A 25,809-nucleotide genomic window follows, 5' to 3' on the forward strand; every position below is an offset into this window, starting at 1 on the left:
ACGTCTCCTCGGCGATTCATCCTGAAGTGAGCGATCAGTGGCTGCCCGAATGTCCGAAGCCGCCGGCGCCGCGCTGGGTTTCGTCGAAGGACTCGACCAGCTCGAAATGCGCCTGCACCACTGGCACCAGCACCAGTTGAGCGATGCGTTCGCCCACGGCGATGTTGAAAGCAGTCTGGCCGCGGTTCCAGCAGGACACCATCAGCTCGCCCTGGTAGTCCGAGTCGATCAGGCCGACCAGGTTGCCCAGCACGATGCCGTGCTTATGGCCCAGGCCCGAACGCGGCAGGATCATTGCGGCCAGGCCCGGATCGGCGATGTAGATCGACAGTCCGGTGGGGATCAGCACGGTCTGGCCCGGTTCGAGGAGCAGGTCCTCCTTGAGCATGGCGCGCAGGTCGAGGCCGGCGGAACCGGGGGTGGCGTACTGCGGCAGCGGGAATTCGTTGCCCAGGCGGGAGTCGAGGATCTTGGCTTGCAGAGAGTGCATTGAGTTCTCAGTGTTGTTTGGTGCGGTCAGCGATGAAGGCGATCAACTGGCGGGCGATCTTGCCCTTGCTGGTCTGGGCGAACGCAGTTTCGTGCAGCTCGCGGTCGATGACCGTGATAGCGTTCTCTTCACTGTTGAAGCCGATCGACGGGTTCGCCACGTCGTTGGCCACGATCAGGTCGAGATTCTTGTCCTTGAGCTTGCGCGAGGCGTATTCGAGCAGGTTCTCGGTCTCGGCGGCGAAGCCGACGCTGAACGGGCGGTCGCTGCGCTGCGCGAGGGTGGCGAGGATGTCGGGGTTGCGCACCAGCTGCAACAGCAGGCCGTCGCCTTTGGTGGGGTCTTTCTTGAGCTTCTGCGAGGCGACCACTTCCGGGCGGTAGTCGGCCACGGCGGCGGCGGCGATCAGGATATCCGCCGGCATCGCGGCTTCGCAGGCGGCGAGCATGTCGCGGGCGCTGACCACGTCGACGCGGTTGACCCGGTCAGGCGTGGGCAGGTGCACCGGGCCGGTCACCAGGGTGACGCGCGCACCGGCTTCGGCGGCCGCCTCGGCCAGGGCAAAGCCCATCTTGCCGGAGCTGTGGTTGGTGATGTAGCGCACCGGGTCGATGTTTTCCTGGGTCGGCCCTGCGGTGATCAGCACGTGCTGGCCGGTCAGGTCCTTGAACTCGAAGCAGTCGGCGGCGCGTTGCGCCAGCTCTTCGGCTTCCAGCATGCGGCCGGGGCCGACATCGCCACAGGCCTGGCTGCCGGCGGCGGGGCCGAAGAAGTGCAGGCCGCGCGAGCGCAGCAGTTCGGCGTTCACCTGGGTGGCCGGGTCGCGCCACATGGCCTGGTTCATGGCCGGGGCGAGGGCGATCTGCGCATCGGTGGCGAGCACCAGGGTGGTCAGCAGGTCGTTGGCGATGCCCTGGGCCAGGCGCGCCATCAGGTCGGCGGTGGCGGGGGCGATCAATACCAGGTCGGCCCAGCGGGCCAGCTCGATATGGCCCATGGCCGCTTCGGCGGCGGGGTCGAGCAGGTCCAGGTGCACCGGATGACCGGACAGCGCCTGAAGAGTGAGCGGGGTGATGAACTCGCGGCCGCCCTGGGTCATCACGACACGCACCTCGGCGCCCTGGTCGCGCAGGCGGCGAACCAGTTCGGCGCTCTTGTAGGCAGCGATGCCGCCGCCGACGCCCAGGACGATGCGTTTACGATAGAGCCGCTGCATAGGTCGCCTTGATTTACGGAAATGGATGACGCGCGCTTAAGCCGGCGACGCCTCCCCAGGCCCCCGGCTGCGCGAAGCGAGGGGGCTAAGATAGCACAGCGCCCGCAGGGGAACAGCGGGCCCGCGTGACTGGGAGGTCCTGTGAGCATTCGTGATTGGCCCGCGGCGGAGCGCCCGCGGGAAAAACTCCTCGAACGAGGTGCGGCGAGCCTGAGCGACGCCGAACTGCTGGCCATCTTCCTGCGCACCGGTGTGGCCGGTTGCAGCGCAGTCGACCTGGCGCGACGGCTGCTGGGCGAATTCGGCAGCCTGCGTGCACTGCTGGAGGCCGACCTGGAATCCTTCTGCAGTCACCTGGGGCTGGGGGTCGCCAAGTTCGTGCAGTTGCAGGCCGTGCTGGAGATTGCCCGGCGCCACCTCGCCGAGCAGCTGAGCCGCGACTCGGCGCTGGAAAGCCCGCAGGCGGTCCGTGACTTCCTCAAGGCACGGCTGCGCCACGAGCCCCACGAGGTGTTCGCCTGCCTGTTCATGGACAACCGGCACCGGGTGCTGAGCTTCGAGGTGCTGTTCCACGGCTCCATCGACAGCGCCAGCGTCTATCCCCGGCAGATCGTCAAGCGCGCGCTGGCGCACAATGCCGCGGCACTGATCCTCACGCACAACCATCCCTCAGGGATCGCCGAGCCGAGCCAGTCCGACCGCCTGCTGACCCGGCGCATTGTCGATGCGCTGGCGCTGATCGACGTGCGCGTGCTCGATCACTTCATCGTCGGCGATGGCGAGCCGCAATCAATGGCTGAGCTGGGAATGCTCTGAGACGCGCCGCTGGATGTCGCGCAGCAGGCGCCGGCGGATCAAGCCGCTGACCGGGCGGATGGCCAGCCAGTAGGGGGTGAACAGCAGGCGGCTGCTGCGGTCCGGGCAGTGCACGCGGGTTTCCGTTCGAACCTGGGTATAGCCGTCCCGGTCGGCTGGCTCGCAGGAGAAGTGCAGCATCAGCCTGGCCGTGCCGGGCTCGGCGAAGCGTCGGAAGTCTTCGCCGTCGGCACACGGGCGCAGGCCGAAATCGCTGAGCCAGAAGCGCCCGACCAGCCCGTAGGCGATTTCCTGGTCGGCGTGGCGACCCAGCAGGGTGAACTCATGCAGGCCGAAACGCGGGCGATCCGCCAGCGCATTACGCAGCCCCAGGCGCAGCGCGAGCCGCGCCGGCGCCTCGCGGATCTGCAGGAAACGCTGTACCAGCGGGTCGTGCTCGGCGGTGAGCTGGCTCACGGCGTCCAGCACCTGTCCGGGCGAAGCCCGCATGGTCAGCGAGTGCCGCTCGGAGAACTGGAACTCCGGCAGCAGTCTTTCAAGCAGTTCGCCGCTCAGAGCTGCACCTTGGAGTAGTCCTGGCGGCCGAACGGGCTCACTGCATAGCCCTTTACCTCCTTGCGGGTGATGGCCGAGGCGGTCGGGTGGGCCAGCGGCAGCCACAGCGCCTGCTCGTGGATGATCTGCTGCGCCTGGTGATAGAGCTCGCTGCGCTTGGCCTGGTCGGCCACCGCCTTGCCCTGGCTGATCAGGCCGTCCAGTTTCTCGTCGCAGTAGCGGGCGAAGTTGAGCCCGGACTTGACGCTGGCGCAGGAGAATTGCGGGGTGAGGAAGTTGTCCGGGTCGCCGTTGTCGCCGGCCCAGCCCATGAACAGCAGGTCATGCTCGCCGGCCTTGGCGCGGCGGATCAGCTCGCCCCATTCGATGACGCGAATCTCTGCCTGGATGCCGACCTTCGTCAGGTCCGACTGCAGCAGCTGCGCGCCGGTGCTGGGGTTGGGGTTGAGCAGGCTGCCGGAGGGGCGGGTCCAGATGGTGGTCTTGAAACCGTCCTTCAGTCCGGCCTCGGCCAGCAGCGCACGGGCCTTGGCCGGGTCGTGCGGGTAGCCGGGGATGTCCTTGGCATAGCTCCAGGTGTTCGGCGGGTAGACGCCGTCGGCTTCGGTCGCGCTGCCGGCGAAGACCGCCTGCAGGTAGCTGCGCTTGTCGAAGGCCAGGTTGATTGCCTGGCGCACCTTGGGGTTGTCCAGCGGTGCGTGCTGGCTGTTGATGCCGACGAAGGCGGTCATGAAGGCCGGGGTCTGCTCGATCTTCAGGTCGGCATTCTTCGCCGCGGCTTCCACGTCCACCGGCTTGGGCGACAGGGCGATCTGGCATTCGCCCTGCTTGAGCTTCTGGATGCGCACGGCGGCGTCCGGAGTGATAGCGAACACCAGGTTATCCACAGCCGGCTTGCCGCCGAAGTACTCGGCGTTGGCGGCGTAGCGCACCACGGCGTCCTTCTGGAAGCGCTTGAAGACGAAGGGGCCGGTGCCGATCGGCTGAGCGTTGAGCTTCTCCGGGGTGCCGGCCTTCATCAGCTGGTCGGCGTACTCGGCGGAATAGATGGAGGCGAAGCCCATGCTCAGCATCGGCAGGAAGGTGGCGTCGGGATGGTTCAGGCGGAAGCGCACGTGGTGGGCGTCGACCTTCTCCACGGCCTTGACCAGGCTCGGCAGCTGCATCGACTGGGCGTGGGGGAAGCCGCTCTGCGCCACCTTGTGCCAGGGCTGCGCGGGGTCGAGCATGCGCTGGAAGCTGAACACCACGTCGTCGGCGTCGAGTGCGCGGCTGGGCTTGAAGTAATCGGTGTGGTGGAACTTCACCGCTTCGCGCAGCTGGAAGTCGTAAGTCAGGCCGTCGGCGGAGACCGTCCAGCGCTCGGCGAGGCTCGGCACCAGTTCGCCACGGCGGGCGTCGAAGTCCACCAGGCGGTTCATCAGCACGTCGGCCGAGGCGTTGGTGGTGGTCAGCGAGTTGTACTGGACCACGTCGAAACCTTCGGGGCTGGCTTCGGTGCACACGCTCAGCGAGGCGGCGCTGGCGAGGGCGGGGGAAAGAAGGAGGGCGAGAAGGGCGAGACGCATGACGGACTCCGTGTGAGCTGGCAAGATACCCATCCGCGAGGCTGGGCAGGTCATGCAAGGCTGTTGGCAACCTCGAAGGAGCTACCCTAGACCAACCCGCCGGCTGTCACAACGATGACAGGCGACGAACGGCACGGGTGCCACGCCCCACGGGGGCCGGCGTCAGGTTTTCCGAGTCATGCTTTCCCTTGCAGCGCAAAGTGACTTTCTGATATAAAGCTGCGCTCTTTTCTGGGGCCCTGCTCTGATCCTGCGACCCGATCGCGGCGAAGCGGCAGTTAAGACCCCGGTGAAACTGAGAATCCAATTGAGTTAAGCAGCCAACCCATGCCGGGTTTGGCATGTGGTTTACAGAGGGCTGAGCCATGTCGAGAGTTTGCCAAGTGACCGGTAAGGGTCCGGTTACCGGGAACAACATTTCCCACGCACACAACAAAACCCGCCGCCGTTTCCTGCCGAACCTGCAGCACCACCGTTTCTGGGTTGAATCCGAGAAGCGCTTCGTGCGTCTGCGCGTTTCCGCCAAAGGCATGCGTATCATCGACAAGCGTGGCATCGAGGCCGTTCTGAACGACCTGCGCGCCCGCGGCGAAAAATTCTAAGGAGCACCGTCATGCGCGAACTGATCCGTCTGGTGTCCAGCGCCGGTACCGGCCACTTCTACACCACCGACAAGAACAAGCGTACCAAGCCTGAGAAAATCGAGATCAAGAAATACGATCCGGTTGTTCGCAAGCACGTAATCTACAAGGAAGCCAAGATCAAGTAATTGATCTTCGCCCTTGTGAAGAAACCCGCCCTCGTGGCGGGTTTTTTCTTGCCCGCTGTTTGCCCCGCACCGCTGCGGGCACAAAAAAGCCCGCCGATTGGCGGGCTTTTTCACATCGGGCCGATCAGGCCTTCTGCTCGAAGATCACATAGACCTTGCGGCAGGGTTCCAGCACTTCCCAGGTGCCGCTGAAGCCGGCCGGGATCACGAAGCGGTCGCCCACGCGCACGGTCTTGGCGCCGCCGTCGGCGTCGCGGATCACCGACACGCCCTGGAGAATCTCGCAGTATTCGTGCTCGGTGTAGCTGACGTTCCAGTGGCCCGGCTCGCCTTCCCAGATACCCACGTTGAACTGGCCGCAGGGGCTGGCGTAGTGGTTGCGCACGTTCTGCGCCGGATCGCCCTTGATGATGCGGTCCGGGGCGGGGCGGTAGTGTTCCGGGGCGGTGGTGGCCTGGGCGAAATCGACGATCTGATCGACTTTCATGACGGTCTCGATTCTTGTGTGTTGTTGGCGAGCGGGGCGCCTGCACGCGGGGCGCCGTTGGATATTTCGTTCGGCGCTGGCTGCGGATGAGCTTCGGGCACCGATCAGGGGGAGTCTATGTTTAATAAAACGAACGTGACAAGGCTGTTTTGCCGCCTAGTGTAAAAAATATTGAAAATTACCGCCCTCCGGTTTAGGGTGGCGGACAGCATGCATTTGCTCCACCTTGCGGAATATTTGACAGCGCGCCCGCACCGGGCGCCTGGACCTTAGATAAGTACATTAATAAGAGGACACGTTGTCATGGGTACCCTCACTCGCGCCGATTGGGAAGCTCGCGCCAAGGATCTGAAGATCGAAGGCCGCGCCTTCGTCAACGGTGAATACGTCGACGCCGTATCCGGCGCCACCTTCGATTGCATCAGCCCCGTGGATGGCCGCTTCCTGGCCAAGGTCGCCAGTTGCGACCTCGCCGATGCCGAGCGTGCCGTGCAGGTCGCCCGTGCCACCTTCGAGTCCGGTGTGTGGTCGCGCCTGGCCCCGGCCCAGCGCAAGAAAGTGATGATCCGCTTCTCCGAGCTGCTGCTGGCGAACGCCCACGAGCTGGCCCTGCTGGAAACCCTGGACATGGGCAAGCCGATCAGCGACTCGCTGAGCATCGACGTGAACAGCGCCGCCAACAGCCTGCGCTGGAGCGGTGAAGCGATCGACAAGATCTACGACGAAGTCGCCGCCACTCCGCACAACGAACTGGGCCTGGTCACCCGCGAGCCGGTCGGCGTCGTCGCCGCCATCGTGCCGTGGAACTTCCCCCTGCTGATGACCTGCTGGAAACTCGGCCCGGCGCTGTCCACCGGTAACTCGGTGATCTTGAAGCCGTCCGAGAAGTCCCCGCTGACCGGCATCCGCATCGCCCAGCTGGCCATCGAGGCCGGCATCCCGAAAGGCGTGTTCAACGTCCTGCCGGGCTTCGGCCACACCGTGGGCAAGGCCCTGGCCCTGCACATGGACGTCGATACCCTGGTGTTCACCGGTTCGACCAAGATCGCCAAGCAGCTGATGGTCTACGCCGGCGAATCCAACATGAAGCGCGTCTGGCTGGAAGCCGGCGGCAAGAGCCCGAACATCGTCTTCGCTGACGCGCCGGACCTGAAAGCCGCTGCCGAAGCCGCCGCCAGCGCCATCGCCTTCAACCAGGGCGAAGTCTGCACCGCCGGCTCGCGCCTGCTGGTGGAGAAGTCGATCAAGGCCGAGTTCGTGCCGCTGGTGGTCGAAGCCATCAAGGCCTGGAAGCCGGGCAACCCGCTGGACCCGGAAACCAACGTCGGTGCGCTGGTCGACACCACCCAGATGAACAACGTGCTGAGCTACATCCAGGCGGGCCACGACGACGGCGCTAAGCTGGTGGCCGGCGGCAAGCGCACCCTGGAAGAGACCGGCGGCACCTACGTCGAGCCGACCATCTTCGACGGCGTGACCAACGCCATGCGCATCGCCCGTGAAGAAATCTTCGGCCCGGTGCTGTCTGTCATCGAGTTCAGCGATGCCGAAGAAGCCGTGCGCATTGCCAACGACACTCCGTACGGCCTGGCCGCCGCGGTGTGGACCAGCGACCTGTCCAAGGCCCACCTGACCGCCAAGGCGCTGCGCGCCGGCAGCGTGTGGGTGAACCAGTACGACGGCGGCGACATGACCGCGCCGTTCGGTGGCTTCAAGCAGTCCGGCAACGGCCGCGACAAGTCGCTGCACGCGTTCGACAAGTACACTGAACTCAAGGCCACCTGGATCAAACTCTAAGGGAGGTTCGGAGGGCATCGCTCCCTCCGTAACGACCTTATTGATCCAGGCCTGGCCAGGTCGGCTCCGTTTGGGGCCGCTCTGACAAGAGCCAAACCTGCGGCCGGGTTTCCCTAGGGAAGCCCGGCCGCTTTTGCATTGCGCATCGGGCTTCGTCATCAGCCCGGAGTGCGCTCCGGATGGAACAGGAGAAAGACAATGCGTTGGGGTGCTTATTCTGCCGTCTGCCTGTCGGTCATCAGCATCGGCCTGGCCCTCGGCCTGACCATGCCATTGGTATCGCTGCGCCTGGATGGCTGGGGTTATGGCAGCTTTGCCATCGGTGTGATGGCGGCAACGCCTGCGGCCGGCGTGCTGCTGGGCGCGGTGATCGCCGGCCGGCTCGCGGCGCGCCTGGGTACGCGGCGGGTGATGCAGCTGTGCCTGATTTCGGGAGCCTTCTCGGTCGGCCTGCTGGCGCTGCTGCAGAACTATCCAGTGTGGCTGGTGCTGCGCCTGCTGATCGGTGTGCAACTGACCGTGGTCTTCATCCTCGGCGAGAGCTGGATCAACCAGCTGGCGATCGAGAAATGGCGCGGTCGCCTGGTCGCCCTGTATGGCACCGGCTATGCGCTGAGCCAGCTGTCCGGCCCGGTGCTGCTGACCTTCATCGGCACCGATGACGACCGCGGCTTCTGGTTCGCCGTGTGCCTGCTCATCGGCGGCTCCCTGCTTCTGCTGGGCCGTGGCGGCGCGCCCAAGGTCGATCCGCACAGCGCTTCCGGGCGCGGGCTGTTCGCCTTCTGCGCCAAGCTGCCGGCCATCGCCTGGGCGGTGGTGCTGTTCGCCGGCTTCGAAGCGATGATCCTCACCCTGCTGCCGGTCTACGGCGTGCAACAGGGCTTCACCCAGGCGGTGGCGCTGGCGATGGTCAGCACCGTGGTCATCGGCGATGCCTTGCTGCAGTTGCCGATCGGCTGGCTGGCCGACCGTATCTCCCGGCAGACCTTGTTCAAGGGCTGCGGCTCGGTGTTGCTGGCGAGCAGCCTGGGCATTCCGCTGCTGTTGCACAGCCCGGCGATCTGGCCGGTGCTGGTGCTGTTCGGCGCCAGTGCGGGCGGGCTGTTCACCTTGTCGCTGATCCTCATCGGCGAGCGTTACCGGGACGACGCCCTGGTTCGCGCCAACGCCCACATCGCCCAGCTCTGGGGCATCGGCTGCCTGATCGGGCCGCTGACCACGGGGGCTGCGAGCCAATGGATCAGCGGCCATGCACTGCCGATGGTAATGGCGCTGGGGGCGGCGGGCTTCGTCGTGCTGGTGTCCTACCGTGGCTTGCCGCCGGTGATGCAGACGACCGACGCCGAGCTGCAGCAGGAGCGCTCCTAGTGGCCTGTGCGGTTGATGGGATTCACTGAATCAACCCAACAGGCCGCTACAGCATCTTCTCCAGCCCGATGGCGCCGGCGAGCCAGGCATTGAAGCGACGCCACGGGCTGCCGGGCTCGTGGTGCCGCGTATGGCGCTGGCCGTCACGCTCGTTGATCCAGACCAGTCGCGGCTTGCTGCCGCTGCGGTCGATCTCCACCTGGTAGCTGACGTTCGGCGACATGCCGGCCAGCGCCAGGCTGCGCACCTGTTCGGCCAGCTCCGGGCTGTCGACGATGACCCCGACCTCGGTGTTCCACAGCACCGAGCGCGGATCGAAGTTCAGCGAGCCGACGAACACCCGCTGGCGGTCGAACACCGCCGCCTTGCTGTGCAGGCTGGCGCTGCTGGAGCCGCGCACCATCCAGGGCGCGCCGTCGATGCGCTGGTCCGGTTCGGCGCGCAGCTCGTAGAGCTTCACACCGTGTTCCAGCAGGGCCATGCGATACGGCGCATAGCCGGCGTGCACGGCGGGCACGTCGGTGGCTTCCAGCGAATTGGTCAGCAGGCGCACGCTGACGCCCTGGTCGGCGCGCTGGGTCAGATAATCGAGTCCGGCGCGGGTGGGTACGAAATACGCCGAGACCAGGATCAGCTCATGGGAAACCCCGTCGAACAGCGGCGCGAGCTGGGTGCTCAGCATCTGGCCGGGCCTGGGCTCGTCCTGGTTGAGCACTTTCAGCGGGTCGTCCCATATCGCGCGGGCCGGTGCCCACACCAGGTCGTCCAGCCAGTTGTCCAGGTGCGGTCGGTTGCTGTTGCGGTTGAGCCGCGCGACATAGCCCGAGCGTTTGACCTTGGCACGCGCCAGGTAGCGGTCGATCCGGCGCCGCATGCGGTCCAGCTCGCTCTTGTCCGGCTTGTCCCACAAGTAGTCGTCGATGGGGCGGCTCAGGGCGCTGTTCCAGTACTGGTCGAAGCTCATTCCGAGGGACTGGGCGACGGGACCGACGCCGAGCAGGTCGAGGTCGCTGAAGTTCATCTCGGCCTTGGCGTCGAAGTACTCATCCCCCAGGTTCCGACCGCCGACGATGGCCACGCTGTCGTCCGCCAGCCACAGCTTGTTGTGCATGCGCCGGTGTTGCTCGGAGAGGTTGAGCAGGCGCCCCACGTTGCGGGTGAAGCCGGTGCTGCGGCCCAGGTGCAGCGGGTTGAACAGGCGGATCTGGATGTTCGGGTGGGCGGCGAGGGTGCCCAGCTCGTAGTCCCAGCCGTCGCTGCTGGTGTCGTCGATCAGCACGCGCACGCGCACGCCCCGGTCGGCGGCATGCAGGAGCTCGCGGATCAGCGCGCGGGTGGTGAGGCCGTCGTGGACGATGTAGTACTGGATGTCGAGGCTGCGCTGGGCCTTGCGGATCAGCTCGGCGCGGGCGAGGAAGGCGTCGATGCTCGAGGCCAGCAGGTGGAAGCCGGATTGCCCCGGGTGGGCGACGGCGCGCTCGCGCACGGCGCTGTCCAGCGCGGTGCCTTGCGCGGGGAGGGTGTGCGACGGTGTGGGCGGCGTGCTGGCGCAGCCGCCAAGTACCAGCAATGCCAGCAGCAACAGGCGTGAAAGCAAGAAAGGGTCTCCGACAGGCCGCCCAGGGCGGACTGCCGGAGATTCTAGCCGTTGCCCGGCGCGGACGGTCAGCTGGAGAGCGCTTCCTTGAAGCGGTACCAGGCCATGCCCATGGCCAGCAGTGGCGAGCGCAGCAGCCTGCCGCCGGGGAAGGTGATGTGCGGCACCTTGGCGAACAGCTCGAAGCCGTTGCTGTGCTGGCCGGCGATGGCCTCGGCGAGCAGCCGGCCGGCCAGGTGCGTGGCGTTCACTCCGTGGCCGGCATAGGCCTGGGCGAAGTACACGTTGGGCTGGTCGGGCAGGCGGCCGATCTGCGGCAGGCGGTTGGCGCCGATGCCGATCATGCCGCCCCACTGGTAGTCGATGCGCACGTTGGCCAGGTGCGGGAATACCTTGAGCATCTTCGGCCGCATGTAGGCGGCGATGTCCGCTGGGTCGCGGCCGGAATAGTGGCAGGCGCCGCCGAACAGCAGGCGGTTGTCGGCGGAGAGGCGGTAGTAATCCAGGGCCACGCGCTGGTCGCACACCGCCATGTTCTGCGGCAGTAGGGCGCTGGCCTGCTCGGCGGACAGCGGCTCGGTGGCGATCACGTAGCTGCCGGCGGGCAGAACCTTGCCGTCGAGATAGGGGTTCAGGCCGTTCTGGTAGGCGTTGCAGGCGATTACCAGGGTCTTGGCGCGCACGCTGCCGCCGGCGGTGCGCACGCAGACTTCACGACCGTAGTCGACCGAGATCACCTTCGAGTTCTCGAACAGGCGTGCGCCCAGGCTCTGCGCCATGGCGGCCTCGCCCAGGGCGAGGTTGAGCGGGTGCAGGTGGCCGGAGCCCATGTCGACCATGCCGCCAACGTAGAGGTCGGTACCGACGATGGAGCGCATCTGCTCTTTGGGCACCATGCGCAGCTCGTGGCGGTAGCCCAGGCTTTTCAGTTCGTCGAAATCTTCCTGGAAGCCTTCGACGTCGGAAGGCTTGTTGGCCAGGTCGCAGTAGCCCCAGGTCAGGTCGCAGTCGATGCCGTACTGCTCGACGCGGCGACGAACGATTTCCACCGCTTCCAGGCCCATCAGCTTGAGTTGGCGCACGCCCTCGGCGCCGATCACCGGCTCGAACTGCTCGACGCCGTGGCCGACACCGCGGATCAGTTGCCCGCCGTTGCGCCCGCTGGCGCCCCAGCCGATCCGGTGGGCTTCCAGCAGCACCACCGAGAGGCCGCGCTCGGCCAGCTCGATGGCGGTGTTCAGCCCGGAGAAGCCGCCACCGATGATGCACACGTCGGCCTTCTCCTCGCCGGCCAGGGGCGGCACTTCGAGGCGTCGGTTGACGCTCGCGGCGTAATAGGAAGGGGCATGATGGTCGGTGTGCACCGGCTGGTGAACGCGGGCGTTCATGTGCGATATCCTGATTTTTGTGTTGTTAAAATTTTACGCAGGATAAACGCCGACTTCCCGCCACGCCAATAGCTGGAGCCGTAAAAAGAAGCCGAAAGTTGTAAAAGTCCGGCAGGTTGCGGCGATCAAGCGGAATTCAATCCGCTCTCAATCCGGGATGGGCAAAGTCAGACTTTCTTTTACTTCTTCCATGACGATGTAGCTCTTGGATTCGCGCACGTGCGGCAGCTTGAGCAGGATGTCGCCCAGCAGCTTGCGGTAGGAGGCCATTTCCGAGATACGTGCCTTGACCAGGTAGTCGAAGTGGCCCGAGACGAGATGGCATTCCAGCACGTGGGGCAGCTTGAGCACCGAGCGGCGGAAGTCCTCGAAGGTGTCGCCGGACTTGTAGTCCAGGCTGATCTCGACGAACACCAGCAGGCTGGCCTTGAGGTACTGCGGGTTGAGGCGGGCGTTGTAGCCCATGATGATCCCCTCACGCTCCAGCCGTCGCACCCGCTCGGTGCAGGGCGTGGTGGACAGGCCGACCCGCTCGCCCAGTTCGGTGAAGGAGATCCGGCCTTCCTCCTGCAGGATGCGCAGGATGTTGCGGTCGATCTTGTCCAGTTCGCGGCGGCTTTGGTGCTGGGTTCTCATCGGAGTAACTCGGACGGCGAGCGTCGGCTTTGGGGGAATGTCGGCAATATAGTCGGTTGCGCAGGGAATATCACTGGCAGCGCTTGAACTTCCGCCGGCCGTTGGCCAGCCTGTACACCCATGCTCCCGCCGCAAGGTCCGGAGCCAGACGCCTTTCCCGGAGCCCGGCATGTCGCTACCGCGCCTGCGCACTGTCCTTCTTCTGCTGTTGCTGATCCTGGCGCTGGCTGCGGGCGGGCTGTGGCTGGCCGTGCCCCGGTTGCTGGCCGGCGCGGGCGTGAGCATCGAGCAGTGGCAGGGCCTGGGCGTTTCCCGCGCGGGGCTCCTGCTGGAGCACCTTGCAGTGCAGCGACAGACCCCGGAGGGCGGACGCCTCGCGGTGCGCCTGGAAAGCCTGCGAGTGGGCTGGCCGCAATATGCAGACGGTCGCTGGTGCTTGGCGGAAGTGTCCGCCGAAACCGTCGATGTCCGGCAGTGGCCGGAGGTGGGCGCAGCAGGGGGCGGTGCATTGCCTGCGCCGGAGCAACTGGCGCGCTGGCTGGCGCTACTGCCCGGTCGCCTGGCGCTGGAGCGGGTGAGCGTCGAACTGCCCTGTGCCCGCGAGCAGCGCTGCACGCTGAACGGCAGCGCGCATTGGGAACAATTGCAAGGTGGCGCCGCCGCGCTGGGTGGGGAGTTGCGCCAGAGGGGCCAGCAACTCGCCTTCAACGGACTGCTGCAGCCCGGTGACGGGCAGTGGCGGCTGCAACTGGACAGCTACCTGGACAACCAGCCGCTGTTGTCCCTCGAATCGAGCTGGACACCGGCCAATCGCCAGTTGACCGGAACCCTGGCCAGCCCCGCGGTGCCGCCGATCCAGGCGGTGCGCAACTGGTTCGGCATGTGGCTGCCCACCCCGGACCTGCCGCTGCCGATCCCCGAGGCCGGACGCCTGCGCCTGGTCTGGGACGCCACGCTGGCCGGCGATGCGGCGTGGCCGGACTGGCCGGGGCTGCGCGATGGGCGGGGCAGCGTCGATCTTGCCCTGCAACTCTCCCAGCCCTGGCCGCTGCCCGGCCTGGGCAACCTGCAGGGCGATCTGCGGCTGGTCGCCAATGGCAGTGCGCTGGGTTGGCGCCCCTCGGTGGTCGGCGGCGACCTGCGCCTGTCCGATCTCTACGGCGACTGGCTGCAGGCGCTGCCGGTCGGCCTGCGCCCGGCGCGCCTGACGTTGCACCTGGAGCCCGGCGTGGACGACGAGGCCGGCAGTGTGCGCGCCGACCTGCGTGCCGTGGGCGCCGCCGACCTGCGCCTGCGCTCGCGGGTGGCGCTGCTGGAGACGATCCCGCTGGCGCTGCAATTGAACGACGCGCGATTGGAGGGCACTGTCCCGCACGTGGAGCTGCCTGGCTTGCGGGCGGATAACAGCCGCATCGATCTGCGTTTCGACGGCCGTGCGGACGACCAGGCGGCGACCCTGGCCTTCGCCGCTGGCGCGAAACTGCAAGTCGGCACCCTGAATGGGCCGCAGGGACTCAAGGTCAGCAAGCTCAATGCCACACTCGGCAAGGGGGCTCTCAATCTGGCCTATCCCGCTGGCGCGCCGCTCAACCTGCAACTGACGGCGCCGCAGCAACTGGCGCTGGGCGAATTGCGCCAGGCACACCTCAAGCCGCTGACCTGGAGCGCGAACGGCGAGCTGTCCGTCAGCCTCGATGCCCAGCAGTTCAAGGGCCAGCTGCAGAACGGCGGCGGCCTGAATGCCACGGTCGAGCTGAACAATGCTGCCGGCAAGGGCCTGAGCCTGGGGGCACGCCTGCCGGAGTTCTTCCTGCGTACCGGCAACCCGCTGGAGAAGTCCCTGGCCGACTGGCCGCCGCTGCTCAGCCTGAACAACGGCAAGGCGAGCCTGGACTTGAACTGGCGCCTGCCGCCCGGCAGCGCACCGCAGAGCCTTGACCTGAACCTGCGCGGACAGGGGCTGGAGGGCGTCTACGACCGCAGCGAAGTCCACGGGCTGGACCTGCAGGCGAAGTTCGGCCTGAACGGCTCGCAGCTGGCGCTGCAAGTGCCGCAACTGAAGGTCGCCGGGCTCAATCCCGGCGTGACCCTGGGGCCGCTGTCCTTGCAGGGCAGCTACAAGGCCTCGCTGGATGCGCCCCTGGCCGGCCGCGTGGACTGGCAGCAGGCCGAGCTGACGCTGTTCAATGGGCGCGCCTGGTTGCCGGCGGGGGCGGTGGATCTTTCCGCACCCGGCCAGAGTCAGATGCTCAGACTGGAAGGCCTGTCGCTGGAGGCGGTCCTCAAGGCCTATCCGGCCGAAGGGCTGACCGGCACCGGAACCATCGACGGCACGCTGCCGCTGCGCCTGGAGAAGGGAAAGCTGAATATTCACGGTGGGCAGGTCGCCGCGCGCGAGCCGGGCGTGTTGCAGTTCCGCTCGGAAAAGATCCGCTCGCTGGGGCAGAGCAATCCGGCCATGCAGCTGCTGGCGACCGCCATAGACGATTTCCGCTACGACAAGCTGTCCAGCTCGGTGGATTATGATGACACCGGCAAGCTGCTGCTCGCCCTGAGCCTGAGCGGGCGCAATCCCGAGCTGGAGCAGGGCCGGCCGATCAACCTCAACGTCAACCTGGAGGAGAACGTGCCCAAGCTGCTCACCAGCCTGCAACTGAGCGACCGGGTCAGCGACACCATCCGCAAGCGCGTGCAGGAACGCCTGCGCAATGACCCGGCCGCCGCGCCATGACCGCAAGGAGAACCCCGATGCGCCTCCGCGCCTTACTTCCCTTCCTGCTCCTGGCGGGCCTCGCCCAGGGCTGCACACCCACCGTGCAACTGGCCGCGCCCAAGGAGCCGATCAACATCAACCTCAACGTGAAGATCGAGCACGAGATCTATATCAAGGTCGACAAGGCGCTCGACGGCATCATCAACGAGAACAGCGGACTGTTCTGAGAAGGAGCCTTTTCATGAGATTGCACCGCAAACTGGGCGCCGCGCTGGTCGCCCTCTGCCTGAGCCTGCCGGTCATGGCGATGAGCCTGGAGCAGGCCATGTCCGCCCTGGGCGGCGCCAAGTCCCAGGGACTGGTCGGCGAGCAGGCCGACGGCTACCTGGGCGTGGTCAGCAACGGTGGCCAGGCCGCCGACATCGCCGCGCAGATCAACGCCGCGCGCCGCGCCGAATACCAGAAGGTCGCCAGCCAGAGTGGCGCCACGCTGAAGGACGTGGAGGCCCTGGCCGGCAAGAAGGCCATCGAGCGTACGCCGTCCGGGCAGTACGTGCAGGTCAACGGCCAGTGGGTGCGCAAGTAGGCATTCCAAGGGAATTTCCCTGTGCTCCGGCGTTCGCGGCGGGGCGCAGGGGAGTGGCCGCCGGAGGCAGGTAAATCGTGCCGGCAGGATGCCTGGCGAGAGAAGTTCTGGTAGATCGACATCCGTTCGATATTTCTTCCTGTTCTGGTGAAATTTTCGCCAGATCCTCGACCGTTCGGTCTAGGGCGAAAATGCCCTAATTCTGGTGGATGTCCCTCCGCTAAAGGGCGTTTTGCCAGGATTTTTCGTCAAATAGACACTTTTAAATAGTGAATATTTCTGAGGCTGCCTTCCTATACTGCCCGCATCTACGTTCAGAATAAAAAACGTCCGTGTCCCTGATACGGCGTAGGAGGCAAGAATGCGTGTTCTGGTGCTTGGCAGCGGTGTGATCGGTACCGCCAGTGCTTACTATCTCGCCCGTGCCGGCTTCGAAGTGGTCGTGGTCGACCGTCAGCCTGGCCCGGCCCTGGAAACCAGCTTCGCCAACGCCGGCCAGGTCTCCCCTGGCTATGCCTCGCCCTGGGCCGCCCCGGGCATTCCGCTCAAGGCCATGAAGTGGCTGATGCAGACCCACGCACCCCTGGCCATCAAGCTGACCGGCGACCCGAGCCAGTACACCTGGATGTGGCAGATGCTGCGCAACTGCAACGCCAAGAGCTACGCGGTGAACAAGGAGCGCATGGTTCGCCTGTCCGAGTACAGCCGCGACTGCCTCGACGAACTGCGCGCCGAGACCGGCATTTCCTACGAAGGCCGCTCCCTGGGCACCACCCAGCTGTTCCGCACCCAGGCCCAGCTGGACTCCGCCGCCAAGGACATCGCAGTGCTGGAAAGCACCGGCGTTCCCTATGAAGTGCTCGACCGCGCCGGCATCGCCCGCGTCGAGCCGGCCCTGGCCAAGGTAGCCGACAAGCTGGTCGGCGCCCTGCGCCTGCCGAACGACCAGACCGGCGACTGCCAGATGTTCACCACCAAGCTGGCCGAGATGGCCAAGGCCCTGGGCGTGGAATTCCGCTTCGGCCAGGACATCCAGCGCCTGGACTTCGCCGGTGACCGCATCAACGGCGTGTGGGTCGATGGCCAACTGGTCACCGCCGACCGCTACGTGCTGGCGCTGGGCAGCTACTCGCCGCAGATGCTCAAGCCGCTGGGCATCGACGCCCCGGTCTACCCGCTCAAGGGTTACTCGCTGACCGTGCCGATCACCAACCCGGACATGGCGCCGACCTCGACCATCCTCGACGAGACCTACAAGGTCGCGATCACCCGTTTCGACCAGCGCATCCGCGTCGGTGGCATGGCGGAAATCGCCGGCTTCGACCTGTCGCTGAACCCGCGTCGCCGCGCCACCCTGGAAATGATCACCACCGACCTGTACCCGGAAGGCGGCGACGTCAGCAAGGCCGAGTTCTGGACCGGCCTGCGCCCGGCGACCCCGGATGGCACCCCGATCGTCGGCGCCACCCGCTACCGCAACCTGTTCCTCAACACTGGCCACGGCACCCTCGGCTGGACCATGGCTTGCGGCTCGGGCCGCTACCTCGCCGACCTGATGGCGAAGAAGCGCCCGCAGATCAGCACTGAAGGTCTGGACATCTCCCGCTACGGCTCTGCCTCGGAGGCTCAGAATGGCCATCCTGCGCCTGCACACTAACCAGCGGATGAGCCAGATCGTCACCCACAACGGCACGGTGTACCTCGCCGGCCAGGTGGCAGACGATCTCTCCGCCGGCGTCGAACAGCAGACCCGCGAAGTCCTGGCCAGCATCGAGCGCCTGCTCGATGAAGCCGGCACCGACAAATCGCGGATCCTTTCGGCAACCATCTACCTGAAGGACGTCGCCGCCGACTTCGCCGGCATGAACGGCGTCTGGGACCAGTGGGTCCCGCAGGGCTGCGCCCCGGCCCGCGCCACCGTCCAGGCGGCGCTGTGCTACCCGGAGATCCTCGTCGAGATCTCCATCGTCGCCGCACTGCCCTGATTGTTTTTTGCGTGGCCCGGCCGTAGCGCCGGGTTTTTTTCGCTCGCTTTATCCGCGTCTCGTTTCAACCTAAAAAGAGAGTCTCGCCATGCGTCCCGCCCGTGCCCTGATCGATCTTGCCGCCCTGCGCCACAACTACCGCCTGGCCCGTGAAGTCAGCGGCGCCCGAGCGCTGGCGGTGGTCAAGGCCGATGCCTACGGTCATGGCGCGGTGGTCTGCGCCCGCGCGCTGGAAGGCGAGGCCGACGGTTTCGCCGTGGCCTGCATCGAAGAGGCACTGGAACTGCGCGAAGCCGGCATCCGCGCGCCGATCCTGCTGCTGGAAGGCTTCTTCGAAGCCAGCGAGCTGGAGCTGATCGAGGCGCATGATTTCTGGTGCGTGGTGCACTCGGCCTGGCAACTGGAAGCCATCGAGCGCGCCCGCCCGGGCAAGCCGCTGACTGTATGGCTGAAGATGGACTCGGGCATGCACCGCGTCGGCTTCTTCCCGCAGGACTACGCCGCCGCCCTGGCGCGCCTGAAGGCGCTGCCGCACGTGGCCAAGGTCGTGCTGATGAGCCACTTCGCCCGCGCCGACGAACTGGACTGCCCGCGCACCGAAGAGCAGGTTGCCGCCTTCCAGGCCGTGCGCGAAGCCGCTGGCCAGGGCCATGAAGTCAGCCTGCGCAACTCCCCCGGCATCCTCGGCTGGTCCGAGGTGCCCAGCGACTGGGTACGCCCCGGCATCATGCTCTATGGCGCCACCCCGTTCGAACAGGCGCACCCGCTGGCCGACCAGCTGCGCCCGGTGATGACCCTGGAATCCAAGGTCATCAGCATCCGCGAACTGCCGGCCGGCGAGCCGGTGGGCTACGGCGCGCGTTTCATCGCCGACCGCCCGGTGCGTGTCGGCGTGGTCGCCATGGGTTACGCCGACGGCTATCCGCGCCATGCGCCGGACGGCACCCCGGTGTTCATCGATGGCAAGCCCAGCCGCATCATCGGCCGCGTCTCCATGGACATGCTCACCGTCGATCTGACCGACCTGCCGACTGCCGGCCTGGGCAGCCGCGTCGAACTCTGGGGGCCGAACGTTCCCGCCAGCGAGCTCGCCGCACTCTGCGGCAGCATTCCCTACCAGCTGTTCTGCAACCTCAAGCGCGTGCCGCGGGTCTATAGCGGCGAGTGACGGAGACCGTCCGTAAAGTTTGCGCAGGATCGACAGCCGATCTGTTGTAAATACTGAACGGTGTTGCCATGATACGTGGCACTTGGAACCCGCTCGGCTCAAGCCGTTGGCGGGTTCTGCCTTTCAGAGCCTGTTTATGATCTCGTGAGCTAGAGCAGAACAAGGCGAAAGCGGCCGAGGGAGCGGAATTTACTTTTGTAAATGAGCATCCCGAGGGCGCTTTCAACGCAGTTATGCCGACGCGCAGCAGATCATGAGCAGGGTCGTGAGCCTGCCTGAACACAAAAATAAGGAGGACCCAGCCCTTGGACGTCGGTGCTCGTCTGCAAGCCATCCGTAAGCTCAAAGGTTTGTCCCAGCGCGAACTCGCCAAACGGGCGGGTGTGACCAACAGCACGATCTCGATGATCGAGAAGAACAGCGTCAGCCCCTCCATCAGCTCGCTGAAGAAAGTGCTGGGTGGTATTCCGATGTCTCTGGTCGAGTTCTTCTCCCTGGACCTGGAGCAGAACAGCAACACCCCGGTGGTCTACAAGGCAGACGAACTCAGCGACCTGTCCAGCGGCTCGATCATCATGAAGCTGGTCGGCAAGGACTATCCCAGCCGCGCCATCACCCTCCTCGACGAGACCTATCCGCCAGGCTCCGACACCGGCGACGACATGTACGCCCACGAAGGCGAAGAGACCGGCGTGCTGGTCGAAGGCCGACTGGAGCTGACCGTCGGTGACGAGACCTTCGTGCTCGAACGTGGCGACAGCTACTATTTCGACAGCACCAAGCCCCACCGCTTCCGCAATCCGTTCGATGCTCCGGCGCGGCTGATCAGCGCCACCACACCGGCAAATTTTTGAACAGCCGGTAGGACCGGCCAGACCAGCTGCGACCTAATGCCGCAAGACCCGGCAAGGTGGAGCAATTGTTTCGAGCTAGCGGGCTTTGCCGTTATACTTGCGCCCGCTCGCGCGGCCCGAGACTGTGACTGCACCGCGACCGGGCGTGATAAGCCACGATGAGGGTGAAAGGGTGAACCTGATTAAAAAAATGCTGGTAGCTCAAGCTGCCGTGCTGGCCCTGTGGGCAGTAAGCGCTCAGGCCGCGACCAACGATGACGCCATTGCCAAGCGTCTCGAGCCAGTGGGGAAAGTCTGCGTACAGGGTCAGGAATGCGCGGGCGTTGGCGCCGTGGCTTCGGCCGGTGGCGGCGGTGCTCCGCGTTCGGGCGAAGAGATCGTCGGCAAGGTCTGCACCAACTGCCACGGCACCGGCCTGCTGGGCTCGCCGAAAGTGGGCGACAAGGCTGACTGGGGCAAGCGCGCGAAAGAGCAGGGCGGCCTCGACGGCCTGCTGGCCAAGGCCATCTCCGGCATCAACGCCATGCCGCCGAAGGGCACTTGCGCTGACTGCACCGATGACGAGCTGAAAGCCGCGATTCGCCACATGTCCGGCCTGTAATCGCCGACCTGTGCCGAAAAAGCCGCCTCCGGGCGGCTTTTTCATGCCTGCGATTTGCCGGAGCACTGCGTGACGAAACAGGGTCCAAACTCCTGTCGTGGACGAATCAGGAGGGAAATCCCGTGCAATCCTGCTCACTCGATAGCGCCGTCGAACAACTGCTCCAGCGCCTGGATGGGCACATCCGCCTCGGTCTGCCCCTGGGCCTGGGCAAGCCCAACCAGTTGGCCAATGCACTGTACCGGCACATCCGCGAGACCCCGCGCCGGCAGCTGACGCTCTATACCGCGCTGTCCCTGGGCCGCCCGCTGGCCGGCGGCGAATTGCAGCGGCGCTTCCTCGAGCCCTTCGTCGAGCGCATCTACGGCGACTACCCCGAACTGGACTACCTGCACGATCTGCGCAACGGCTCGCTGCCGGAGAACATCCGTGTCGAGGAGTTCTACCTGCAGCCCGGCAGCCTGCTTGACAGCGCACCGGCGCAGCAGAACTACATCAGCTGCAACTACAGCCACGTCGCGCGGGACATCAACGCCAAGGGCGTCAATGCCATCGCCCAGCTGGTGGCCCGTGATCCGTCGCGGCCGGGCAAGCTGAGCCTGGCCTGCAACCCGGACATCACCCTCGACCTGCTGCCGATGCTGCAGCGCCGACGCGCGGCGGTCGAGACCATCGTCACCATCGGCGTGGTCCACGACCAACTGCCCTACATGCCCGGCGACGCCGAAGTGGACGAGGACGTCTTCGACCTGCTGGTCGATGCGCCGGGTGACAGCAGCACACTGTTCTCCACACCCAACCTGCCGGTGGGATTGCAGGATCACTGCATCGGCCTGCACGCCAGCACCCTGGTGCGCGACGGTGGCACCCTGCAGATCGGCATCGGCGCGATGGGCGACGCGCTCACTTCGGCACTGCTCACCCGCCAGCGTGATAACACCGCGTACCGCGAACTGCTGGAGCGCATCGACGCCAGCGCACGGCACGCTGGGCTGATCGAGCGGGATGGCGGCACCGACACCTTCGCCAAGGGCCTGTACGGCTGCAGCGAAATGTTCGTGCCCGGCCTGCTGGCGCTGGCCGAGGCCGGTGTGCTCAAACGGCGGGTGGCCGCACGGCCCGGCGCCGCACCGAGCGAGCCGGGCGTGTGGCTGCATGGCGGTTTCTTCCTCGGGCCGCAGGCGTTCTACCGGCGCCTGCGCGAGATGCCCCATGAAGAACGGGCAGGCATCGGCATGACCGGCATCGGCTTCGTCAACAACCTGTACCGCGACGAGGCGCTCAAGCGCGAGCAGCGCCGCGATGCGCGCTTCATCAACAGCGCCTTCACCGTCACCCTGCTGGGCGCCGGTGTGGCCGACCAGCTGGAAGACGGCCGGGTGCTCAGCGGCGTTGGCGGACAGTACAACTTCGTCGCCCAGGCCCATGAGCTGGAGGGCGGACGTTCCATCCTGATGCTGCGCAGCTGGCGCGAGTCCGAGGGTGAGCTGAGCTCCAACATCGTCTGGAGCTATGGCCACACCACCATCCCGCGTCACCTGCGCGACATGGTGGTGACCGAGTACGGTATTGCCGACCTGCGCGGCAAGAGCGACGCCGAGGTGATCGCGGCGATGCTGTCCATCGCCGACTCGCGCTTCCAGGACGGGCTGATCGCCCAGGCGAAGGACGCCGGCAAGCTGCCGGAGGATTTCGAGCTGGACGCGCGCTACCGCGACAACACCCCGGAACGCCTGCGCGAAGCGACTCGCGGGCTGCGTCGGCTGCTACCGGAGTTCCCGCTGGGCTGCGACTTCAGCGCGGAGGAACGCGACCTGCTGCGGGCGCTGGGCTGGTTGAAGAGCAAGCTGCGCCTGAGCGAAATCCTCGAGCTGGGCAAGGCGACACTCGATGCGCCGGAGCCCGAGGCCTTCCCGGTGCATCTGGAGCGGATGGGGCTGGCGAAGCCGGACGGGATGCGGGAGGAGTTGTATCAGCGGCTGGTGCTGGCGGGGCTTAAGGCCAGCGGGGAGCCCGACGCATGATGGGACGCTCCCTGTAGGAGCGCGCCATGCGCGCGATCGCGGGCATGGCCCGCTCCTACAGGGTGATACCCCATCGCAGGCATGAAAAAAGGCGGGCCCTTTCGGTGCCCGCCCTTTTTTGCGCGTGGATCGATCAGTCCTCGAGGAACTCGACCTTGCCGCTCGCCAGGGACTTCACCCGGGCCAGGGATTCGACGCGGTAGCCTTCGCTTTCCAGCAGGGCGCGGCCTTCCTGGAAGGACTTCTCGATGACGATGCCCAGGCCGGCGATGCTGGCGCCTGCCTGCTGGATCAGGTCGATCAGCGCCTTGGCGGCGTGGCCGTTGGCGAGGAAGTCATCGATTACCAGCACATGGTCGGCGGCGGTCAGGTGCTTGGCGGAGATGGCGATGGTGCTTTCGGTCTGCTTGGTGAAGGAGAAGACCTTGGAGATCAGCAGGTCGTTCTTCAGCGTCAGCGACTGGAACTTGCGGGCGAAGATCACCGGGATGCCCAGTTCGAGGCCGGCCATGACCGCCGGAGCGATGCCCGAGGCTTCGATGGTGACGATCTTGGTGATGCCCTGATTCTTGAAGCGTTCGGCGAACTCGTGGCCGATCTGCTTCATCAGCGCCGGGTCGATCTGGTGGTTGAGGAAGGCGTCTACCTTGAGGACCTGTTCGGAAAGAACGATGCCTTCGCTGCGAATTTTGTCTTTGAGAGTGTTCACGGGGGTTGCTTCCGGAGCGGCTGCCGCTGATGAAGCGCGTAATTCTACAACGCCAGTGGCCTTCTGCGCGACGTTCCGACCAATGCAATTGCTGATCGATTGGACAGTTTTTCGATGGGTGGAAAGGCACACCTCGACGTAGGAGCGGATTTATCCGCGATCCGGCCGGTAGGTCGGTGGCCGCCGGGTGACAATCGCGGATGGAGTCCGCTCCTACGCCCAAGCCCGCAATAGACGTAGGGCGAATAACCCGGAACGGGTTATCCGCCGTAGGAAAAACCTGGCTCAGCGCTTGAGCATCGCCCGGATGTCCGCCAGCGCGGAATTGCCCTTGGCCACCTTGACCTCCTGCGGCGCGTCTTCCTGGCCTTCCCAGACCAGGTCCTCGGGCGGCAGCTCGTCGAGGAAGCGGCTGGGCGAGCAGTCGATGATCTCGCCGTACTGCTTGCGCTTGGCGGCGAAGGTCATGGCCAGGTTCTTCTTCGCCCGGGTGATGCCCACATAGGCCAGACGCCGCTCTTCCTCGATGGTGTCGGCTTCGATGCTGGAGCGGTGCGGGAGGATTTCTTCTTCCACGCCGAGAATGAACACGTAGGGGAATTCCAGCCCCTTGGAGGCGTGCAGGGTCATCATCTGCACGCCGTCGGCGCCTTCTTCCTCTTCCTGCTGGCGCTCCAGCATGTCGCGCAGCACCAGCTTGGCGATGGCCTGCTCGATGGTCATGTCGCCTTCTTCGTCGCGCTCCAGGGTGTTCTTCAGCGCGTCGATGAGGAACCAGACGTTGCCCATGCGGAAATCGGCGACCTTGTCGCTGGACGCGTTCTGCCGCAGCCAGTTCTCGTAGTCGATGTCCATCACCATGCTGCGCAGCGCGCCGATCGGGTCATTGCCGGCGCACTGCTCGCGGACCTTGTCGATGAAACGCTTGAAGCGTTGCAGGCGCTCGACGTAGCGAGCGTCCAGGCGTTCGGACAGGCCCATCTCCTCGATGGCATTGAACATCGAGCAGCCGCGCTCGGTGGCGTAGTTGCCGAGCTTCTCCAGGGTGGTGGAGCCGATTTCCCGGCGCGGCACGTTGATCACCCGGAGGAAGGCGTTGTCATCGTCCGGGTTCACCAGCAGGCGGAAGTAGGACATCAGGTCCTTCACTTCCTGGCGTCCGAAGAAGCTGGTGCCGCCTGACAGGTGATAGGGAATCTGGTGGTGCTGAAGTTTCAGCTCGATCAGCTTCGCCTGATAGTTGCCCCGGTAGAGGATGGCGAATTCGCTGTAGGGCCGCTGCGTCTTCAGGTGGATGGTGAGGATTTCCATCGCCACCCGCTCGGCCTCGGCTTCTTCGTTGCGGCAACGGATCACCCGGATCGGGTCGCCTTCGCCCATCTCGCTCCACAGCTGCTTCTCGAACACATGGGGGTTGTTGGCGATGAGGATGTTGGCGCATTTGAGGATGCGGCTGGTGGAGCGGTAGTTCTGCTCCAGCATCACCACCTTCAGCGAGGGGAAGTCTTCCTTGAGCTGCATCAGGTTTTCCGGGCGCGCGCCGCGCCAGGCGTAGATCGACTGGTCGTCGTCGCCCACCACGGTGAAGTGCGCGCGCTGCTGCACCAGCATCTTCACCAGCAGGTACTGGCTGGCGTTGGTGTCCTGATATTCGTCCACCAGCATGTAGCGCACGCGGTTGCGCCACTTGTCGAGGATCTCCGGGTGCTCCTGGAACAGCTTCACCGGCTGCAGGATGAGGTCGTCGAAGTCCACCGCGTTGTACGCCTTGAGCGTGCGCTGGTAATGCAGGTAGACCATCGCGGCGGTCTGTTCCTTGGGGTTGCGCGCCTTTTCCAGCGCCTCTTCCGGAAGGATCAGATCGTTTTTCCAGCCGCCGATCAGGTTCTTGATCTCGTCCAGACCGTCATCGCCGGAATATTCCTTCTGCATGATGTCGGTCATCAGCGCCTTCACATCGCTCTCGTCGAAGATCGAGAAGCCGGGCTTGTAGCCCAGGGCCGCGTGTTCCTTGCGGATGATGTTCAGGCCCAGGTTGTGGAAGGTCGAGACGGTCAGGCCCTTGCCCTCGCCGGGGCGCAGCAGGGTGCTGACGCGCTCCTTCATCTCGCGGGCGGCCTTGTTGGTGAAGGTCACGGCGACGATGTACTGGGCGCGGATGCCGCACTGCTGCACGAGGTAGGCGATCTTGCGGGTGATCACGCTGGTCTTGCCGGAGCCGGCGCCGGCCAGCACCAGGAGCGGGCCGCCGACGTAGTTCACGGCCTCTTGCTGCCGGGGATTGAGTCGGGACATGAAGGGCGGGGTCTGTAGCGAAGCGGGCGCGTATTCTAGCAGGCCGTGCCGGGCGTCGGGGTGCCGCTCGGAATAGCGACGAAGTGTGACGGGATCGTGCTTCCTGGTTTTGGATAAATCCGTACATGTATTAGGCTTGTGTGAGCAATACTTGAAGAAAACTCTTAAGAGTTTCTCTGAAGTGTCG

At 65.6% G+C, this 25,809-nt stretch carries 24 protein-coding genes; 14 read left to right on the forward strand and 10 right to left on the reverse strand.

Translation table 11 applies throughout. The features are described from left to right. Nucleotides 1-34: 34 nt before the first annotated feature. On the reverse strand, nucleotides 35-490 hold the full coding sequence (dut, locus tag ACQ5BL_RS12200; RefSeq protein ID WP_207886765.1) for a dUTP diphosphatase: 456 nt from the start codon (nucleotides 488-490) through the stop codon (nucleotides 35-37). A 7-nt stretch (nucleotides 491-497) separates the two neighbouring features. Next, nucleotides 498-1,706, reverse strand: a complete 1,209-nt coding sequence (coaBC, locus tag ACQ5BL_RS12205) for a bifunctional phosphopantothenoylcysteine decarboxylase/phosphopantothenate--cysteine ligase CoaBC (protein ID WP_243803895.1) — start codon at nucleotides 1,704-1,706, stop codon at nucleotides 498-500. A 141-nt stretch (nucleotides 1,707-1,847) separates the two neighbouring features. Here coaBC and radC point away from each other — a divergent pair, with 141 nt between their 5' ends. Further along, nucleotides 1,848-2,522, forward strand: a complete 675-nt coding sequence (radC, locus tag ACQ5BL_RS12210; protein ID WP_243803897.1) for a RadC family protein — start codon at nucleotides 1,848-1,850, stop codon at nucleotides 2,520-2,522. Here radC and ACQ5BL_RS12215 read toward each other — a convergent pair. Together ACQ5BL_RS12215 and ACQ5BL_RS12220 are read right to left on the reverse strand one after the other, a co-directional pair. Further along, a complete protein-coding gene (locus ACQ5BL_RS12215) occupies nucleotides 2,496-2,978 on the reverse strand; it encodes a hypothetical protein (RefSeq protein WP_243803898.1) in 483 nt (160 codons plus the stop codon). The two genes, radC and ACQ5BL_RS12215, sit on opposite strands and share 27 nt — an antisense overlap. Before the next feature lie 95 nt (nucleotides 2,979-3,073). Beyond that, nucleotides 3,074-4,645, reverse strand: a complete 1,572-nt coding sequence (locus ACQ5BL_RS12220) for an ABC transporter substrate-binding protein (protein WP_243803900.1) — start codon at nucleotides 4,643-4,645, stop codon at nucleotides 3,074-3,076. 365 nt (nucleotides 4,646-5,010) lie between these two features. Here ACQ5BL_RS12220 and rpmB point away from each other — a divergent pair, with 365 nt between their 5' ends. Together rpmB and rpmG are read left to right on the forward strand one after the other, a co-directional pair. Continuing rightward, nucleotides 5,011-5,247 carry a 50S ribosomal protein L28 gene (gene rpmB, locus ACQ5BL_RS12225; protein WP_009614118.1) on the forward strand — a complete coding sequence of 79 codons (237 nt, stop codon included), beginning with the start codon at nucleotides 5,011-5,013 and terminating at the stop codon, nucleotides 5,245-5,247. A gap of 11 nt (nucleotides 5,248-5,258) precedes the next feature. Beyond that, on the forward strand, nucleotides 5,259-5,414 hold the full coding sequence (gene rpmG / locus ACQ5BL_RS12230) for a 50S ribosomal protein L33 (protein WP_017520721.1): 156 nt from the start codon (nucleotides 5,259-5,261) through the stop codon (nucleotides 5,412-5,414). Nucleotides 5,415-5,538: 124 nt separating this feature from the next. Here rpmG and ACQ5BL_RS12235 read toward each other — a convergent pair whose 3' ends face one another. Beyond that, entirely contained in the window at nucleotides 5,539-5,901 is a 363-nt protein-coding gene (locus ACQ5BL_RS12235) for a cupin domain-containing protein (protein WP_207886760.1), read from the reverse strand. A 303-nt stretch (nucleotides 5,902-6,204) separates the two neighbouring features. On the opposite strand from ACQ5BL_RS12235, the gene ACQ5BL_RS12240 reads away from it, so the two are divergent. Together ACQ5BL_RS12240 and ACQ5BL_RS12245 are read left to right on the forward strand one after the other, a co-directional pair. Then, nucleotides 6,205-7,698 carry an aldehyde dehydrogenase gene (locus ACQ5BL_RS12240; RefSeq protein ID WP_207886759.1) on the forward strand — a complete coding sequence of 498 codons (1,494 nt, stop codon included), beginning with the start codon at nucleotides 6,205-6,207 and terminating at the stop codon, nucleotides 7,696-7,698. A 198-nt stretch (nucleotides 7,699-7,896) separates the two neighbouring features. Then, entirely contained in the window at nucleotides 7,897-9,066 is a 1,170-nt protein-coding gene (locus tag ACQ5BL_RS12245; protein WP_207886758.1) for an MFS transporter, read from the forward strand. A gap of 46 nt (nucleotides 9,067-9,112) precedes the next feature. On the opposite strand, the gene ACQ5BL_RS12250 is transcribed toward ACQ5BL_RS12245, so the two are convergent. The 3 genes from ACQ5BL_RS12250 to dadR form a co-directional block, all read right to left on the reverse strand. Then, a complete protein-coding gene (locus ACQ5BL_RS12250) occupies nucleotides 9,113-10,663 on the reverse strand; it encodes a phospholipase D family protein (RefSeq protein WP_243803902.1) in 1,551 nt (516 codons plus the stop codon). Nucleotides 10,664-10,731: 68 nt separating this feature from the next. Beyond that, complete coding sequence (locus tag ACQ5BL_RS12255; protein ID WP_243803903.1) at nucleotides 10,732-12,051, reverse strand: NAD(P)/FAD-dependent oxidoreductase; 1,320 nt, start codon at nucleotides 12,049-12,051, stop codon at nucleotides 10,732-10,734. A 147-nt stretch (nucleotides 12,052-12,198) separates the two neighbouring features. Next, nucleotides 12,199-12,687, reverse strand: a complete 489-nt coding sequence (dadR, locus tag ACQ5BL_RS12260; protein ID WP_015479539.1) for a transcriptional regulator DadR — start codon at nucleotides 12,685-12,687, stop codon at nucleotides 12,199-12,201. Between the two features lie 169 nt (nucleotides 12,688-12,856). On the opposite strand from dadR, the gene ACQ5BL_RS12265 reads away from it, so the two are divergent. The 9 genes from ACQ5BL_RS12265 (at nucleotide 12,857) to ACQ5BL_RS12305 (ending at nucleotide 22,618) form a co-directional block, all read left to right on the forward strand. Beyond that, nucleotides 12,857-15,418 carry an intermembrane phospholipid transport protein YdbH family protein gene (locus tag ACQ5BL_RS12265; RefSeq protein ID WP_243803905.1) on the forward strand — a complete coding sequence of 854 codons (2,562 nt, stop codon included), beginning with the start codon at nucleotides 12,857-12,859 and terminating at the stop codon, nucleotides 15,416-15,418. 17 nt (nucleotides 15,419-15,435) lie between these two features. Continuing rightward, nucleotides 15,436-15,627: a YnbE family lipoprotein gene (locus tag ACQ5BL_RS12270; RefSeq protein WP_015479537.1), complete on the forward strand. Its 192-nt coding sequence runs from the start codon at nucleotides 15,436-15,438 to the stop codon at nucleotides 15,625-15,627. Nucleotides 15,628-15,641: 14 nt separating this feature from the next. After that, nucleotides 15,642-15,986 (forward strand): YdbL family protein, encoded by a 345-nt coding sequence (locus tag ACQ5BL_RS12275; protein ID WP_207886754.1) that lies wholly within the window; start codon nucleotides 15,642-15,644, stop codon nucleotides 15,984-15,986. Nucleotides 15,987-16,347: 361 nt separating this feature from the next. Continuing rightward, the gene (dadA, locus tag ACQ5BL_RS12280; RefSeq protein WP_207886753.1) at nucleotides 16,348-17,643 is read left to right on the forward strand and encodes a D-amino acid dehydrogenase; all 1,296 of its coding nucleotides are present in this window, start codon (nucleotides 16,348-16,350) and stop codon (nucleotides 17,641-17,643) included. After that, complete coding sequence (locus ACQ5BL_RS12285) at nucleotides 17,618-17,971, forward strand: RidA family protein (protein ID WP_243803906.1); 354 nt, start codon at nucleotides 17,618-17,620, stop codon at nucleotides 17,969-17,971. Before dadA ends, ACQ5BL_RS12285 begins: the two co-directional genes overlap by 26 nt. Nucleotides 17,972-18,059: 88 nt before the next feature. Next, a complete protein-coding gene (alr, locus tag ACQ5BL_RS12290; RefSeq protein WP_243803908.1) occupies nucleotides 18,060-19,139 on the forward strand; it encodes an alanine racemase in 1,080 nt (359 codons plus the stop codon). A 305-nt stretch (nucleotides 19,140-19,444) separates the two neighbouring features. Continuing rightward, nucleotides 19,445-19,993, forward strand: a complete 549-nt coding sequence (locus tag ACQ5BL_RS12295; RefSeq protein WP_207886750.1) for a cupin domain-containing protein — start codon at nucleotides 19,445-19,447, stop codon at nucleotides 19,991-19,993. A gap of 172 nt (nucleotides 19,994-20,165) precedes the next feature. Next, nucleotides 20,166-20,594, forward strand: a complete 429-nt coding sequence (locus tag ACQ5BL_RS12300; protein ID WP_347881004.1) for a c-type cytochrome — start codon at nucleotides 20,166-20,168, stop codon at nucleotides 20,592-20,594. A gap of 182 nt (nucleotides 20,595-20,776) precedes the next feature. Further along, nucleotides 20,777-22,618: an acetyl-CoA hydrolase/transferase C-terminal domain-containing protein gene (locus ACQ5BL_RS12305; RefSeq protein ID WP_430293179.1), complete on the forward strand. Its 1,842-nt coding sequence runs from the start codon at nucleotides 20,777-20,779 to the stop codon at nucleotides 22,616-22,618. Between the two features lie 133 nt (nucleotides 22,619-22,751). Here the strand turns inward: ACQ5BL_RS12305 and ACQ5BL_RS12310 are convergent, their stop codons facing one another. Continuing rightward, nucleotides 22,752-23,327, reverse strand: coding sequence for a xanthine phosphoribosyltransferase (locus tag ACQ5BL_RS12310; protein WP_207886748.1), 576 nt, complete (start codon nucleotides 23,325-23,327; stop codon nucleotides 22,752-22,754). 285 nt (nucleotides 23,328-23,612) lie between these two features. Further along, nucleotides 23,613-25,622: a DNA helicase Rep gene (rep, locus tag ACQ5BL_RS12315; RefSeq protein WP_207886747.1), complete on the reverse strand. Its 2,010-nt coding sequence runs from the start codon at nucleotides 25,620-25,622 to the stop codon at nucleotides 23,613-23,615. Nucleotides 25,623-25,809 lie beyond the last annotated feature (187 nt).

The sequence above is a fragment of the Pseudomonas sp. B1-22 genome, assembly GCF_050474425.1.
In the GTDB taxonomy this organism is placed as follows: Bacteria; Pseudomonadota; Gammaproteobacteria; order Pseudomonadales; family Pseudomonadaceae; genus Pseudomonas.